The sequence below is a fragment of the Nostoc sp. CmiVER01 genome, from assembly GCF_034531135.2.
Taxonomy (GTDB): domain Bacteria; phylum Cyanobacteriota; class Cyanobacteriia; order Cyanobacteriales; family Nostocaceae; genus Nostoc.
Map to the genome: position 1 here is coordinate 647,625 of NZ_JAVRBU020000001.1, position 16,692 is coordinate 664,316.

A 16,692-nucleotide genomic window follows, 5' to 3' on the forward strand; every position below is an offset into this window, starting at 1 on the left:
TGAACCGTGTTCATGGAGTCTCTTGCATAAATCAAAAACGAGGTTATTTAACGATACCTACGGCGGCAAGCTACGCACCGCTTGTAAGAAATGCGGGTCACACAGCGCAAGCGATTTATGACAGTCAATCTTCGTCACGACTGCTAGTGTGAATGAGCGTGTTCGCGTTAGCGTACCGCAAGGAAGGGGGCAAAAAAGTTCTTAAACTTTGACTTCCGCCTTGCGGTACTAGTTCTATCATGTCCGGCTAATTAGTTATAATTCCGGCATCTATACAAAAACTAGAAAAACTTTTTTCACCCTGCTCCCAGCAAGAACTGCTCCCTTGCGGTCTTAATGATAAGTCTTTCACCGAACATGATATTCGCTGTTAGTTCGCTAATATATAAAACTCCTATTTTATTTCTGAAAAAACTCCTTATAACTGGAAAAGGCTGATTCCCAGCTATCTACTCCCTTAAATACTACAAGACTATAACAATAAACGAATTGAGTTAATGAGGCAGCTTGAACTTGTGAATGTAGTTACGTAATATTACTGATTGACACCGCGTATTTGCGGTGATCATAATATGATGTTGTTTCCAATACATAACTGATAAAGTCTATAAATTAAACACAAAATTCATCAATAAATTTAGAGGTTGACAGATTGAACCGTCTTCATTCTGGCAAAGTGCGTTTGCCTTTCTATTTAGTGGAATTAGAGTTCGCAAACAAGTATGTTACTAAACTTTATAACAAGTATACAATACGTAATTTTGTTGAGGAAGTTGATGACAGTCCAAAAAGAAATCCGTCAGTGTTGACTCCCTTAAATCAGTAATGGAACCTTCAATAAAAATATTACTGAAGCAAAACTCATCTCATTAAATATCTAGAGATATTGCCGAATAGATTCATGTCAAAGAGTAACTTTTAAGGAGTAACCGATGAGCCTAGATCAGACAATTACAAATGTCGATTCTGAGACTGTCTTTAACACGTTGTATGATGTCGTCATCGTAGGAACGGGGGTAGCTGGAGCCATTGTTGCGAAAGAATTGAGTCAACAGGGCAAGAGGGTTTTAATCCTGGAAGCTACAGTAGAAAAGGATTTCACCCTTGCAGGCTTTCAAAGTTACGTCGAGACTTTCTACAAAGCGGTGGAGAAAAATCCTAACTCTCCCTATCCTGCTAATGCCAATGTTCAAAGCCCCACTGATTACAAAGACTATTTTATAGAACAAGGCCCCATGCCCCTTTCGGGTTCCTATACACGGGTTCTGGGTGGGACAACAATGCACTGGGAAGCAAAAACCCCACGCATGTTACCGGAAGATTTTAAGTTGTACAGTAACTACGGCCAAGGTCTTGACTGGCCGATTGAGTATCAAGACCTTGAGCCGTACTACCGCAAAGCCGAGTACGAAATGGGGGTTTGTGGGGACGTAGATGAGCAAAAACAACTAGGCATCGAATTTCCAGATGGCTATGTTTTTCCTATGGAAAAGCTTCCCCCCTCTTACTTGGATCAAAAAGTTATTGAAAAAGTTAATGGGACTACAGTTGAACTGTATGGCAAGACCCATAAATTAAGCTTCTCTACTTTTCCTCAAGCTCGCAATGGAGTACCGAATCCTAAATACGATGCAGGTAACCGCTTTGTTCCTAACGGCATAACCAGTTTCCCTCCTGTTCAGTATGGGGAACGTTGTCAAGGAAATGCTAACTGTGTTCCTATCTGTCCGGTTCAAGCGAAATATGATGCTCGCAGAACCTTAGGTAAAGCCTTTGAAACCGGTCGAGTTCATGTACTCTACCAAGCGGTAGCTTATCGGGTAGAATATAACCGCGAAAACGGTCACATCAATGCCATTCACTATAAACGTTATGAGAATTCCAATTCTAGTGAGTACACTACAGGAATCGCTAGAGGAACATTATTTGTCTTAGCGACTAATGCGGTCGAAAACGCTCGCCTATCGCTCGGTTCTGAGTTGCCTAATACTAGTGGAATGATTGGGCGGCATTTAATGGATCACCCTTTCACTTTAGCTTGGGCTTTGATGCCTGAAGTAACCGGCACGATGCGAGGGCCTCTTGTTACATCAGGAATTGGAACATTTCGTAAAGGGGAGTTTCGGAAATTACAATCTGCCTTTGCTGTAGATATTCACAATGATGGTTGGGGATGGGCAACCGGATCGCCCAAAGGTGAAGTCGAAGATGCGATCGACAACAAAAACAAATATGGCCAAGAACTGCGCCAGACATTGATTAGTAGGATTTCACGCCAACTGCTGCTGGCTTTCATGTGTGAATTACTCCCCGAGTACGGTAATCGAGTAACCATCGATCCAAGGCATAAGGATAAACTGGGTAATTATCGTCCCGTTATTAACTTCAACCTACCTGACTACAGTCGCAGAACCCTTGCCTACACTAGAAAAGTCTCTCGTGTAATCTTCGGGCGTTTAGGAGCAGAAGATTTTACCAACTACGATCCTAAAGACCCCGCATATTTTGAGTTTGAGGGTGAAGGTTACGTATACAAAGGCGGAAACCACTTTTCGGGAACTCATATCATGGGAACGGCGGCATCCAATTCAGTTGTTGATAGTCATCTGCGTTCTTGGGATCATCAAAATCTTTACCTAGTCGGCGCAGGAAGTATGCCAACCATTGGTAGTTCAAATACAACATTGACTGTTGCCGCGCTGAGTTTTAGAGCTGCCGAGCAGATGCTTAAAGAATTAAATTCTTATAATTTGCAAACCAGTAATTTGCAAACAAGTAATTTGCAAGCTATCTAAGGGCGTGTTATCAATTAAAATTACGCTCATTAAAGAAAGAAAGGCTTTGGGCGCGGTTTTAATGCAAAATTTATGAGGGCTGAATTTCAGCCCTAAATAGTGTTCTACGGCTATTTGATGATACGCGCTAGTACCCCTTACACAGTTTAAAAAACATTGCGAGTAGACATTATGACTACAGTCTCCGATAGCTTAAAGTTGATTACAACGGTCGATCAATTAAAGTACTATCTCATACAGGCAATGAAGATAGAACATGCAACCATTCCCCCTTATATGACAGCGCTTTATTCCATTAAACCCGGAACGAATTTAGAAGCTTTCCATATTATCCGGGCGGTTGCTGTAGAAGAAATGCTACACCTAACTCTTGTTGCTAATGTTTATAATGCAGTGGGAGGAACGTTTGATTCAGGAGTCCTGACGGCATCTGATTTTGTTCCAAGATATCCTAGCTATCTACCTACAGGCTCTACAGATTTTAAAGTAGGTTTAAGCAAGTTTTCCGAAGAAACGATAAAGACCTTTCGTCAAATTGAACGGTCTCAACACGTTCCAGAAAGTCAAGCATTAGTTGCATCTCGAAGCTTAGAAGAATATTTGTTGGAAGTTATAGGCTTCGATCCGACTAAGGCTTTCTACAGCATTGGCTTATTTTATGCAGAGATAATTCGTGGTCTGAATGCACTCTATAGAGATAATCCCAATCTATTTTGTGGCGATCCTAAGCGACAAATTACCCCCGAATACTACTACAACGGTGGTGGAGACATCATCCCAGTAACCGATCTGCGTTCAGCCATACGAGCCTTAAAAGTGATTCAAGATCAGGGTGAGGGGTCAAGAAGCGAAACTATCTATGATGCAGAGCGAGAACTAGCCCATGACTATCGTTTTCAGCAAATACTATTAAAGCAATATTATGTAATAGACAAGGAAGATCCTACAAAATCTGATCTGCCCGATAAGCCTACAGGTAAAGACTTTACCGTAGATTGGGGCGAAGTTTATCCAATTAAGGATAATGCCAAACTGAGTGATTATCCAGAAGGATCGGAAGTGCGTGCAGCAGCCTTAGAGTTTCACTCTGCTTATAGTGACTTCTTAGCCAAGATTCAATACGCTTTTGACGGACATCCCGAGCATTTAATTCCCGCAGTTGGGGGAATGTTCCGCCTTAAAGAACAGGCTAATAGTTTAATGCGTAACCCCATTCCAGGCAAACCAGGGGTCAATGCAGCTCCTCTTTTTCGGTTGGACTAGCCTTAGTTAACTTTGACTTAGGGATCTAAACTTTTTGTGGAGGTAAATAATTAATGGATATTAATGCACCTGAGTTTTTGGACTATTTCCTGAATCTATCAGTGGTTCTTACAGGTTTTTCTAAGTTTCACTTGCAGGGAACAGGTCTGGCTACTCTTTATTTTGAAACCATTCGAGACATCATTGGTGGAGATATATTTGCAGAACTATTAACAAGTTTTCATCAGTTGGAGCTTGAAAAACAAGAAAACAACCACGAATCAATCACGCAGATTTTAGCGTCTCAAAAATTTGGCCCCATCGCCCGCAATATCATCAAGGTTTGGTATGTAGCTACTTGGTATACACTACCACAATCCTGGCGGGATGTTTACGGAACCAAAGAAAAGGATGGAACCTTTATTATCAGTCCACATGCTTATCCAGAAGGACTTTTATGGGTTGCGATCGGTGTTAACCCACCTGGCGCGAAAGGTCAGGGATACGGAACTTGGAGCGAACCCCCTTTAGTCAGTCTGGCTAAAAGCTAACATCTCTTCTGGGTATCACCTTACTCAATCTCTAAAATAAGACTCATCTTTGAGCCTGACAAAATTGCAATAATTCCTAGTTTTAAGACCAAACATGAGTATTACATCTTGGTTTCGTAGGCTCTCTACTATTGCTTTCTCTATCTTCCTTAGTTTAGCCATCTTTACTTTACCCGCTAACGCTTTCGTTGCGACGGATTACCAAAAGTTGCTTTTGACAAACGCCTGTGTTAATTGCGATCTATCAAAAGCCGATTTATCAGGTAAAGATTTGTATGCCAGCGCACTCGATGGAGCAAATCTATCAGAAGCCAATCTCTCTGGTTCCCTACTTAATGACGCAAAACTCAAAGGAGCTAATCTAAAAAAAGCCAATTTATCGGGAGCCATCCTCATGGGGGTAACCTTGTCAGATGCCGATCTAACGGAGGCCAATCTTTCTCAGGCAGATTTATATAATGCGCTTCTGAGTAATACAAAATTGTTAAACGCAGATTTAACCGGTGCAGATTTCACAGAGGCCATTATCTCTGATGCAGATTTGTCTAATGCTGTGGGGAAAAATGCCAAATTAAAGGGAGCAATTTTCTCTCGAGCTATTCTATCGGGAGCAGATTTGTCCAATACCTTCATGAGAAATACAAGATTATCAGCAGCCACGCTTAAGGGAACTAAGCTATCTGGGGCAGATTTGTCTAACTCTGTGATGCCTGACGGGACTACCTATAATGGAGATGTCACTAAGTTTGGTGCTTTGCAGTGAGACTTGAGTCCTGCTGAAGCAGGACTTGAAAAGCTGAAAATTCAAAAAAATGTAGAGTGGGTTAGTACAATTTCATAACCCACCATCCGCTAACATTATTGTAAAGCATTGGCAAAATTTCCTCATATAGGCAGATTTGAGGGAGTTTGACTCAAAAAAACGAATTCTCGTCATTCCAAAGAAAATCTTGATAAGGGATTAAAAATAGGAAGACAATCATAAAGTAAAAAAGCGGAGCGATCGCCAAAATTCTTCTGCAATTTTTTCCAAAATAAAATTTTGTTAATCCTCAGTATTGCTAGGCAAGAATTATCCCAATTTATTCATCTTTTTGAGCCAATGCGATTATTCATATCTATATGGTTAATAAATATATCTTTGGATTTATGAAAAATTGAGATCAAATCTATAATGTAAATCTCAATTAAAGATATGTTTTTATTACCAATAAGTTTAGTTAAGAAATACTAATTCCCAGCTATATATATTCTTTTTTGGTAATTAAATAAGTATGGAAAAATAGTAATCAGTTTCATAACAATTATAAAAAATTTCTTAAGCTATCAGCTGATTACTAAAGTATTAATTAAAATGATTTCAAATATCTAGATAATTTTAGTATTTTCAGCAGTAGCAGTTAAATGTGCTCGTTAGATTTTTTCTAAAATTAAGAGCTAGTTAATACTTTCCTTCACTTTAAAGAATGATAATCAGTCTTTATCTTATTTAGTTGAATACTGCTTTTTAAAAGCACACTATTGACTAATTTGGCAAAATTTGAACAAAGTTACATATATTTGGGATAACCAAACTATGTTGAAACAACAAGGTAAGTATAAGATGAATAACTCTACAGGTTGTAACCAATTCAAATCTATTGGTCGCTTATTGGTTGTGTTAGTGGCATTAATATTTTTTGGGATAACTTATTTTAATTCTCCCGCCACTGCCGCTACAAATAACGACAAAAACTCATATTTAGTGTCTCTGGTTCCGCCTTCAAAGACAACACCTATATTCGATCCAGCAAAAGTTTCTTTGGGCATTACACCCACAGGTTGGAGCAATGGTGACGATCCTAGTATTGATCTCTATCCTCGTATCCCTTATCAGCAGATTCTGAGTGAAATGGCACTAGCTGGCTTCAAAGGCTCGCAAACCTCAGGTAAGTATCCGGAAGATATCGGAGTTTTGAAAAGAGAGTTAAAACTTCGTAATTTGACTATTTCTGAACCTTGGGTGGGGACTGAATTCACAGTAGGAAAGACAGATGAAACCTGGGCTGAATTCAAGAAACAGGTGCAATTTATGAAACAAATTGGTGGCAGCAAAAGTATTGTAGTAGCGGAATTGGGTAACGCAGTTCATCAACAGCCAGTTGCACCTTTGCCTAACAGACCAAAGTTTACTGACGAGCAATGGAATGCTCTGACTCAAGGGTTGAATCAACTTGGTAAAAAAGCAAAGGAGGAAGGTATGCAGATATCGTACCATCCCCATATTGGTACAGGAGTGGAAAACTTGGCTGATATAGATCGCTTGATGGCAAATACTAATCCCGAATATGTTAATTTGCTACTCGATACTGGTCATTTATACTACGCAGGAGTCGATCCTCTGGAAGTGACCAAGAAATATGGCGATCGCATCAAGCACGTTCACTTAAAAAATATTCGTAAGCCTGTTTTAGATGAGTCCATCAAAAAAGGTTGGAGCTTTTTAGGTTCGATTAAAAATGGTATATTTACTGTTCCAGGAGACACCAAAGAAGGTGCAATTGAATTTAAACCGATTTTAAATGAGCTTGCTAATGCCAACTATGAAGGATGGCTCATAGTGGAAGCAGAACAAGATCCTAACAAAACAAATCCTTTGAAAAACGCGCTAATAGCTCGTAGTTATCTACGTGATGTGACTGGCTTATAAGCTATTTCAGCAAGTATTCAGTAGGTCAATTCAAAATTCATAATCTTTATCTTTTGAATTTTGAATTGATTTACCACATCCTTAAGGCTTTTATAGTTATTTCATCAGCAAATTTGTTTTGCAGTGTCATATTCTCTATTGCAAATAGCGAAATATGATTGATGGAGTTTGCCTGCCCAATTGTTAAATACAAATAAGATAATTAAACATTATTTCAATGGAGAATAGCAATGAAATCGAGTGATAAAGAAAAGATCAGAACCGTTTTTGAAGAAGTATATGCCGCTAATGTTAAATCTGAAGATTTGTGTGGTTACGGGGAGATGTATACAGAAGATGCTCTTTGGATGGCGCCGAATGTCCCCGATCGCGTCGGCATTAATGACATTGTTGAAGGCTTTAGCGAGCAGATTGCTAGCAACAAGATCGATCCAATTTTCACTGCCGAAGAAATCGAAGTCATTGGCGATTTTGGTTATGTCTTAGGAATTTCTCTTGCTACAATTTACCCAAAAGATGGTAGTCCATCAAAACTGGTTAAATTTCGCGCATTATGGTTAATGAAAAAACAGGATAACAACTGGAAAATTAGTCGTCAAATTTGGAATAATAAACCCTTGTAATACTTCGATTTTACAACTTTTGGAGAATTGTAAAATGAACAAATGTAAAAAGGGCAAAGAAGAATATCGTGAGATTATTGACTATTATTTCCGCTCCTTTGGAACAGGCGATTTTTTAAAGGTACAGTTTTCTTCTGAGATTCAATTTCTTAGCCCGATTAGTGAAAGGACTATCAATGGGCGTGAAGAAGTTGTGCGTTTTGTTAGCGGTGTTGCAAGTCGTGTTTCTGAGGTGAACGTATTATCTATTACTATTCAATATCCGAGAGCAAGCGGTGTATGGCAGATGAAGACAACAAAAGGAACTTTATATACTCTGCACAACTTCTTCCGTCTTGATGAGGAAGGGATTGTGTATATATGGCCTATGTTCGATCCTAAAGCTATCATAGATAATCCTCAGGGTTTGCTTCAGTGGCTTACAGGCAATGGATACTAACTTTGACGAGAGTTAATAGGTAGATAAATTGGTTGAAATTATCAATTTAAAGTTCATAATTTTTGGATTTAGCCAGCAATCAACGCAAATTTTAATATGAGCAACTTCTCATCTTTACCTGATATTTACCTGAGCTTCTTCCTGTTTACCGTCAATTTGAATCCTGGTGATTCAGAATATCGGCAAACAATTCTAACGCATATAAAAGAGCTTCAAAAGTTTGGTTACACTGGCTTTGAATTTCCTATTGCGCTTAACGAAGATAAAAATTACGAAAAAGACATTGAAGATTATGCTAGTTTGCGATATAGTCTGGACTCAGAAGGGTTAGAAGATGTAAAAATTGCTACTAATGTCGGGGCTACCCGTTCCCTCGATCTAAGTTCTCCCTACTATGAACAAAGACAAGCAGCACTAGAGTACCTTAAGTCAAGAATTGACATAACAGCTGCACTTAGGGGTGAAATTATGATGGGGCCGATTGTCATCCCTTATGGTGTATTTCCAACTACTGACTTTAATGTTCCAATTTGGAGCGATCAACTTCAAGAGCATTTAGCAATTCGCTATCGCAATGCTCAGACAATCTTTGATGAATTAGGTCAATACGCAGAGCAACAAAATGTTAAATTAGCAATCGAACCAATTACTCATTGGGAAACCCCTGGCCCTAACAAATTATCGCAACTAATTGATTTTTTGGATGGAGTTGATAGTAAACAAGTAGGAGTAGTGATTGATAGCGCTCACGAAACTCTTGATGGCGATGGGCCTGAGATATTCAAAGCACAAGTAGCGTATCTTGCCGAACAGCAAAGACTTCATTACGTACAAGTCTCTCCTCCCGATCGCGGCGCACTTCATACAAGCTGGATTCCTTGGCAATCATTTTTAGAACCAATTTTACAAGTCTATGATGGCCCGATCGCAGTGGAGATTTTCAATGCCATTCCTGCTTTTATTAACTCACTTCGTTTGACTCGACGTAAGTTTTGGATTCCTGGAGAAGATCCTGAAAATAAATATCCAAGTGCCTATGATATTGCCAACGAAGCCATCAAAGTTACTCGAACAGAATTGGATAAAGTCAAGTATTCATGTTAAGAAATTATCCTATTCTAAATTATTGAAGGCATTTATCTTGACTGAGCAATCGTCAAATATTTAGATACTGACTTTCATAACTTGTGAATCCGATTGTTTCTCTTTTCCTTACCATCATAGGGAATACAAGGGGTTAAATGATAAATAAAATATTTTTCATTTAAATATCATTTAACCTCTTTTATCTTGAGCAATTCATTTTGCATAGGTACTTAAGATTTCTCGATTATTATGCTATTTAATAAAAATCGGATCGTCTCAGTTTTTCTGGCTTCTATTCTAGCTGTAGCTATTACTATCTCTGGCTGGGAACAGGCGATCGCCCAGCCAATAGCCGATTTAAAAAAAGAAGAAATGGGTGCATGGGAAACCATTCCTATGCCTCCTAAAGAAAATTTGATGCAATCTGTCCATACTTTACTACTTCCCAATGGCAAGGTATTGAGCGTTAATGGTAGTAGTTTTCGCAACACTGTAGTTATTAACAATGGAGAACCCAATCCTAGCTTTATAGAAGGAGTTAATGTCACAGATTATGATGTCATCAACAATACTGCCCTTTTAGATCCTGAAACTGGAAAATTTGAACGCATTGCTTCACCACCATTCCAGCAATATGGAGAAATCAATGATTTATTTTGCTCCGGTCATTTGCAACTAGCCGATGGTAATGTTCTTTTTGTCGGCGGTACTGGACGATACTACCCTGGAGGAGCTTTTACAGGCTCTAGACAGGTCAATCTTTATGATTGGAAAACAAATAAGTGGTCTGCTGTTGGACAACTTAAAGAAGGACGTTGGTATCCTAGTTTAATTTCACTAGCTGATGGGAAAATAGTTATTTTTTCCGGTTTAAAATACGAGTCTCCCAATCAAGTTAATCCGAGTCTAGAAATTTACGATCCTAAAACCCAAAAACTCCACTATATTGACCTAACAACCGTAGAGAACAGTCCCTTCAATACCAAACTCACAGATGTTGGTGCCTACGATACTATAGACCTGTATCCTCGCGTTTTCCCAACTGCTGACGGCAAACTTTTGATAACTGGAGATGACGCTGGAATTGGTGGGGTTTTGGTCACCCAGTCCAGCAAAAAAAGCTATTTAATGTCTGTCCATGAGAACGCAGAGGGTAAATTATCCGTCAGTTTTGAAGTAGTAGCCGATCGGGGAGAGCCGTCTAAAGCTTATGGAACTGCTGTGCAAGTTCCTAATTCTGAAGATGTTTTATTACTCGGAGGTATTATCGGCACCAACGACATCAATTATGGCCGAGGAGGTAATACAACAGGTTTTCCAAACTGGTCAAGGGTTTCTACTAGCCTACAGCATTGGACATCCCCTCGTAAGAGTGGAGAAAAGAATGGCAAGTGGGAAATTGTCAACAACTTTCTTGATAAGCCAAGAGCTAACCTCCAAACAGTGATTTTACCCAATCAGGAACTCTTGGTAGTTAATGGCGGTGAATATCCAGAATACAAGCCAGTCTATGAACCTTTGCTAATGACTCCCGATTCCAGAGCTATAGGGGGTTACATTACCAAATCTATGAATCCGGCTAAATTGCCCAGGCTTTATCATAATGGGGCAATTTTGTTACCGGATGCTCGTGTTTTGATTATTGGGGGAAATGCCAATCGAACAGCACGGGAAAAAGATGGCACACTTCACGTTAATATCCAGCGAGATCCCCTGAAATATTATTATAAGTTTCCCAAACTGACAGATAAATCAGGTAAGAATGAAAAGACATTCAATCTTGAAGAATATTACCAATCTCCTCAAAGTTATTTTATTAAGGAAGACCTTGATAAGGGAGATAAAGAACCCTTCGTCCCTTCTGAAATTTGGCAAGCAGAAATCTTCAGTCCGCCCTATTTGTTTAAGCCGGGTACTCGTCCTGAAATAGCTAAAGCTCCTGAAATACTCAACTATGGAAAATCTAGCAGTATCTCAGTCAAGGATGCCACAAAAACAGGTTCTGTGGTTCTGGTTAAGTTGGGTTCAGTTACTCATTCTTTCGATTATGGGCAACGATTAGCAGATTTGCCAGTCGAAAATGTTGTTTTAGGAAGCGAGTCTGCTATCAAATTTAGAGCGCCGAAAAATGCTAATCTTTACCCACCAGGTTACTACATGATGTTCTACCTCAATGAATTAGGTAAGCCGTCCCACGCCAAGATGGTAAAGCTTGAAGTTTAAGGAGACTCAATCAAATATTAAAAAAGAAGGTTTTTTTACTATGAAAAAATCGATTTTGTAACTACTTCTAACAAATCACATTCTCTCAACCATTGGCGAAATCAATAAAATTTTACTATGAAAAATTTACGCGATCGCCTAGAAGTCATAGCAGAATTACCGATTGCCCCCGGTAACATCACTGTCACACCAGAAGGTCGAATTATTCTTAGCCTTCACCAGTTTTATAACCCTGAAATCAAAGTAGCGGAACTGACCAAAGACGATATAATACCATTTCCTAAATCGTCAAAAGTAAAAAATATTACTTTTGATACCGTGTTAGGAATTAAGTCTGATGCCAATGGAACTATTTGGATGTTAGACAACGGCAATCAAAGTAAGTCAGTTCCTAAACTGGTGGCATGGGACACTCATAAAAATGAACTGGCAAGAGTGATTTATCTACCACCGCCCATAACATTAGATAGTTCCTTTGTTAATGATTTGGCAGTGGATTTGACCCGTAATGTTGTCTATATTTCTGATCCAGCAGATGGAAATAAGGCGGCTTTGATTAGGGTTGATTTGAAAACAGGATTAGCTTGTCGCATTTTACAAGGACACCAAAGCGTAGTGCCAGACGATATTGATTTGGTGGTTGACGGGATACCAGTGCAGATTAAGCAGCCTAATGGGACTTTAATTCGTCCTCACTTAGGTGTGAATGGGATTGTCTTAGATACATGCAATGAATGGCTGTATTTCTGTCCGATGCATGGTACTAGTATGTACCGCGTGCAGAGTGCAGACTTGAGCAATCCTGATTTGAGTGAAGCTGAATTGGGCAGCAAAATTGAACGATACAGCCAAAAACCAATTTGTGATGGCATTACCATTGACCAAGAAAACAATATCTACTTGGGAGACTTAGCAAATAACGCGATTGGAGTGATTACACCAGATCGCTGCTATCAAATTCTAGTTACTGATCAGAAGTTGTCTTGGATAGATTCGCTGACTTTGGGTTCAGATGGCTGTATATATTTAGATTGCAATCAATTACACCGTTCGGCTCCTCTCAATGCAGGAGAAAATACTTCTATGCCACCCTATTATATTTTTCGTTTGAAATCTTTTACTTCAGAAGTTGCATAGTGTTAAACCAAATGTCTTAACTAAGACGATCTAAAATTCTTGATTTTAATCTGCAACGGTTCAATTGTAACTTTAACAACAAGAGTTAAACAATGGCACTAACAGAAGAAGATTTAAAAACCATACTAGAAGATGGCATCGATCCAGAAAACCCTGGTAAATACCAGACTTTGCTAAATGATTTACAGGGAAACATTTTAAATGGGCATGGACGAGATCATATCGTACATCTGTTTTTACAATTTAAACCTGGTCAAGTAAATGCAGTCAAACGATGGATTCAAAACTTTGCCCAGAAATATGTCAAATCTGCCGAGCAGCAGTCAAATGAGGCCTGCGAGTACCGAACTAAAAAGATATCAGGTGGTATATTTGCTAGTTTATATTTGTCTTGTCAAGGTTATGAATATCTACAAATAAAACCGTCGAAAATACCTGGGGATCAGCCATTTCGATTAGGTATGCAGAATGTTGATATCAAGAACTCATTAAACGATCCAGCACCGATAGATTGGGAACCAGGATTTCAACAGAAACCAGATGCCTTGCTACTTATAGCAGATGATAATTTGACAGACTTATCCAAAGCAATTAACGATATCTGTTCAGAATTGTCTCAACTGTCCAAAATACTTCACAGAGAAGATGGTTTTATCCTCAGAAATGCTCAAAATCAAATTATAGAACACTTCGGTTATGTTGATGGTGTTAGTCAACCTCTATTTCTGAAACGAAATATTGCTAGCGCCAAAGCTAATAACTCTGACTTCAGCAAATGGGACCCTCGCGCTCCGCTAAGTGCGATCTTGGTTAAAGATCCTAACGGTAAGACTGAAGATAGTTATGGCAGTTACTTAGTTTGTCGGAAACTTGAACAAAATGTCCAAAAATTCCGTGAAGAGGTGCGGAATTTAGCTAAACAATTAGGTATCAATGAAACTTTAGCCGGAGCTTTGGTTGTGGGACGGTTTGAAGATGGAACTCCAGTAACTCTTTCAGATTTACCGAGCCAAAGTGCGACAACCAATTACAATTACTTTAATAATTTTAATTACGACTTGGATACGGAGGCAACAAAGTGTCCATTCCATACTCATATCCGCAAAGTTAATCCTAGAGGCGATACAGGTAGAGTAGAGTCTTCACCAGGTTTTGATGAGGCTTTAAAGGTGGAGAGAAGGCATCGAATTGCTCGTCGTTCTGTCAGTTTTGGAGAGCAAGATTGCAGTAAAGAGCCGACAACAGGCTCAGGATTGCTGTTTCTTTGCTTTCAAGCAGATATTGAAAATCAGTTTAATTTTATACAATCTAGATGGGCAAATCCTAAGAATTTTGTTCAAGTAAATGCTGGCCCAGATCCGCTAATTGGTCAACCAGAGGGAATTCAGAAATGGCCAAAAGAATGGGGCGGATTAAAAACTGAAGAATATGGGTTTAAATTGCCGGTAAAAATGAAGGGAGGGGAATATTTTTTTGCACCTAGCATAAGTTTTTTAAAAAATTTGGCAAGAACTTAATCTTAGCTTATAAATGAGTTTAGTTAAGCTCTGTTGCTTGAGTAGGCACTATAGCAATCCTGTTTAAGTTATCAAATTAGTCATGTAGATAGGCAATAGATAACAGATTTTTTTCAAATGATTTAGGATTGCTATGTATTCAAAAACTTTTACCAGCTATATAGACTTGGAGTTAATAAAAGTTATTGATGTGGAAACCAAAACTGAGAATATTGGTGACATAATTAGGTCTATTTATGAGCATCAACTTTGGACGGGAAATTTGTGGGAATCTTGATGCAGCAGAGTCGCGTGAGTGGTTAGTAACCAATGGTAGCGGCAGCTATGCTTCAGGTACAGTAGCAGGTTTATCAACACGAGGTTATCACGGTTTACTTGTGGCTGCATTGCAACCACCGTTGCAGCGAACCGTACTACTAGCAAAGCTGGATGAAACAGCAGACTATGAAGGCAGCTCTTATCCCCTGTTTGCTAATCGTTGGTCAAATGGCACAATTTCTCCTCAAGGTTACCGCCATATCGAAAGCTTTTCTTTAGAAGGAACAGTACCTGTATGGAGCTTTGCTTGTGGAGGTGCGTTATTAGAGAAACGCATCTGGATGCAGCCTGGAGCTGATACTACATATATTCATTACTACTTGCGACGAGCAAAGCGATCGCTTAAATTATCAATCAAAGCATTTGTTAATTACCGCGATTATCACAGCAGAACCCATGCTCAAGAATGGCCTGCTAAGGATTGGCGCATGAATGTAAAAGCGATCGATCATGGAGTCGGTGTCACAGTATTTCAGGGAGCGCAACCTTTATACTTGTTGACAGATAGCGGTAATGCCTCACTTAATAACGAGTGGTACTACGGATTTGAACTCGCAGCCGAAAAGGAACGCGGACTCAACGATATAGACGATCATCTTCACCCAGCAACTTTTGAAGCCACACTTGAGCCTGGAAGCTCATTTACTTTTGTCGCGAGTAGAGAGCAAAATCCTAATTTAAAGGGTGCAGTGGCTTTAGACTTACGTCACCAGTACGAGCAAAAGCTGATAACAGACTGGCAAGCTAAACGATCGCCACAAGCACCTCCACCTCCTGATTGGGTGCAGCAACTTGTACTCGCTGCCGATCAGTTTATTGTTGACCGACAAGACGGAAAAACCATCATCGCCGGTTATCACTGGTTTACTGATTGGGGTCGGGATACCATGATTAGTCTACCCGGTCTGACGCTTGCCACTAATCGTCCGCAAATTGCAGAGTCCATTCTTCGCACCTTTGGCAAATATATCAACAAAGGAATGTTGCCCAATCGTTTCCCTGACGATAACAAGCCACCCACAGAAGATTACTACAATACAGTTGATGCAACACTATGGTATTTTGAAGCCATCCGCCTTTACCTTGCTACCACTGGTGATGACAAGCTATTAGCAGATTTATTTCCTAAACTGGCAGAAATTATCGAATTTCACCGTCAAGGAACGCGCTACAATATTCACCTCGATCCCAATGATGGGTTGCTTTATGCAGGGCAACCAGGAATGCAGCTTACCTGGATGGATGCCAAGGTCGGTGATTGGGTGGTTACTCCTCGCATTGGCAAGCCTATAGAAGTGAATGCCCTTTGGTATAACGCTTTGCGAACAATGTCTCAGTTCGCCCAAAAGTTAGGAAAACCTGAGAAAGACTACGATGCAATGGCTAATGCCACTCAAAAAGGTTTTAGTCGTTTCTGGAATGATGCCAAGGGATACTGTTTTGATGTTTTAGACGGCCCAAATGGTAACGATGCCTCTTTACGACCAAATCAAATCTTCGCCGTATCCTTGCCAGAAAGTCCACTTACTTCTGAACAACAACGGCAAGTAGTAGAAGCGTGCGAGCGATCGCTTCTAACTTCTCACGGTTTACGCAGTCTTGCACCTGACGATCCGCAGTATATCGGTCACTACGGTGGAGATCAATTTCATCGTGACGGCGCTTATCACCAAGGAACAGTTTGGGAATGGTTAATTGGCCCGTTTGTCTTAGCTCACTTGCGTGTGTTTAACAACCCATCTATTGCTCGCCAATATCTAGAACCTATGCAACATCACCTCTATACTGCTGGAGTTGGAACTATCAGTGAAATATCTAATGGCGATCCACCAATGGAACCTAAAGGTTGTATTGCTCAAGCTTGGTCAGTTGGAGAAGTACTCCGCGCTTGGTTAGCTACGGAGTAATGAGCAGGGGGCAGGGGGCAGGGGAAGCAGGGGAGGAAATTTTATCAAGTTGTTATTATCCCTCGATTCAGCAACGGCACGAATAATATTTAGGTTCGTTTGAAAGTTAATAGCTTATGACTGCTATTAACTATTGCAAATTATTAATCATCGCAAACATTATAA

12 protein-coding genes are annotated in these 16,692 nt (G+C 39.7%); all 12 read left to right on the forward strand.

The annotated features are described in order from the left end of the window. Positions 1 to 932: 932 nt before the first annotated feature. Positions 933 to 2,795: a GMC family oxidoreductase gene (locus RMZ43_RS02460; protein ID WP_322655602.1), complete on the forward strand. Its 1,863-nt coding sequence runs from the start codon at positions 933 to 935 to the stop codon at positions 2,793 to 2,795. Positions 2,796 to 2,966: 171 nt separating this feature from the next. Next, complete coding sequence (locus RMZ43_RS02465; RefSeq protein WP_322647844.1) at positions 2,967 to 4,058, forward strand: ferritin-like domain-containing protein; 1,092 nt, start codon at positions 2,967 to 2,969, stop codon at positions 4,056 to 4,058. Between the two features lie 53 nt (positions 4,059 to 4,111). Further along, positions 4,112 to 4,588: a hypothetical protein gene (locus tag RMZ43_RS02470; protein WP_322655603.1), complete on the forward strand. Its 477-nt coding sequence runs from the start codon at positions 4,112 to 4,114 to the stop codon at positions 4,586 to 4,588. Positions 4,589 to 4,682: 94 nt separating this feature from the next. Beyond that, positions 4,683 to 5,351: a pentapeptide repeat-containing protein gene (locus tag RMZ43_RS02475; RefSeq protein ID WP_322655604.1), complete on the forward strand. Its 669-nt coding sequence runs from the start codon at positions 4,683 to 4,685 to the stop codon at positions 5,349 to 5,351. 813 nt (positions 5,352 to 6,164) lie between these two features. Further along, a complete protein-coding gene (gene iolE / locus RMZ43_RS02480; RefSeq protein WP_322655605.1) occupies positions 6,165 to 7,277 on the forward strand; it encodes a myo-inosose-2 dehydratase in 1,113 nt (370 codons plus the stop codon). Positions 7,278 to 7,507: 230 nt separating this feature from the next. Then, entirely contained in the window at positions 7,508 to 7,900 is a 393-nt protein-coding gene (locus RMZ43_RS02485; RefSeq protein ID WP_322647840.1) for a YybH family protein, read from the forward strand. Positions 7,901 to 7,934: 34 nt separating this feature from the next. After that, complete coding sequence (locus RMZ43_RS02490; protein ID WP_322647839.1) at positions 7,935 to 8,339, forward strand: DUF4904 domain-containing protein; 405 nt, start codon at positions 7,935 to 7,937, stop codon at positions 8,337 to 8,339. Positions 8,340 to 8,435: 96 nt separating this feature from the next. Beyond that, entirely contained in the window at positions 8,436 to 9,443 is a 1,008-nt protein-coding gene (locus RMZ43_RS02495) for a sugar phosphate isomerase/epimerase family protein (protein ID WP_322647838.1), read from the forward strand. Positions 9,444 to 9,674: 231 nt separating this feature from the next. After that, entirely contained in the window at positions 9,675 to 11,648 is a 1,974-nt protein-coding gene (locus tag RMZ43_RS02500) for a galactose oxidase early set domain-containing protein (RefSeq protein WP_322647837.1), read from the forward strand. Positions 11,649 to 11,765: 117 nt separating this feature from the next. Further along, positions 11,766 to 12,785, forward strand: a complete 1,020-nt coding sequence (locus RMZ43_RS02505; protein ID WP_322647836.1) for an L-dopachrome tautomerase-related protein — start codon at positions 11,766 to 11,768, stop codon at positions 12,783 to 12,785. A 92-nt stretch (positions 12,786 to 12,877) separates the two neighbouring features. Beyond that, positions 12,878 to 14,302, forward strand: a complete 1,425-nt coding sequence (locus tag RMZ43_RS02510; RefSeq protein WP_322647835.1) for a Dyp-type peroxidase — start codon at positions 12,878 to 12,880, stop codon at positions 14,300 to 14,302. Positions 14,303 to 14,538: 236 nt separating this feature from the next. Continuing rightward, a complete protein-coding gene (locus RMZ43_RS02515; protein ID WP_322655606.1) occupies positions 14,539 to 16,527 on the forward strand; it encodes an amylo-alpha-1,6-glucosidase in 1,989 nt (662 codons plus the stop codon). Positions 16,528 to 16,692: the final 165 nt, after the last annotated feature.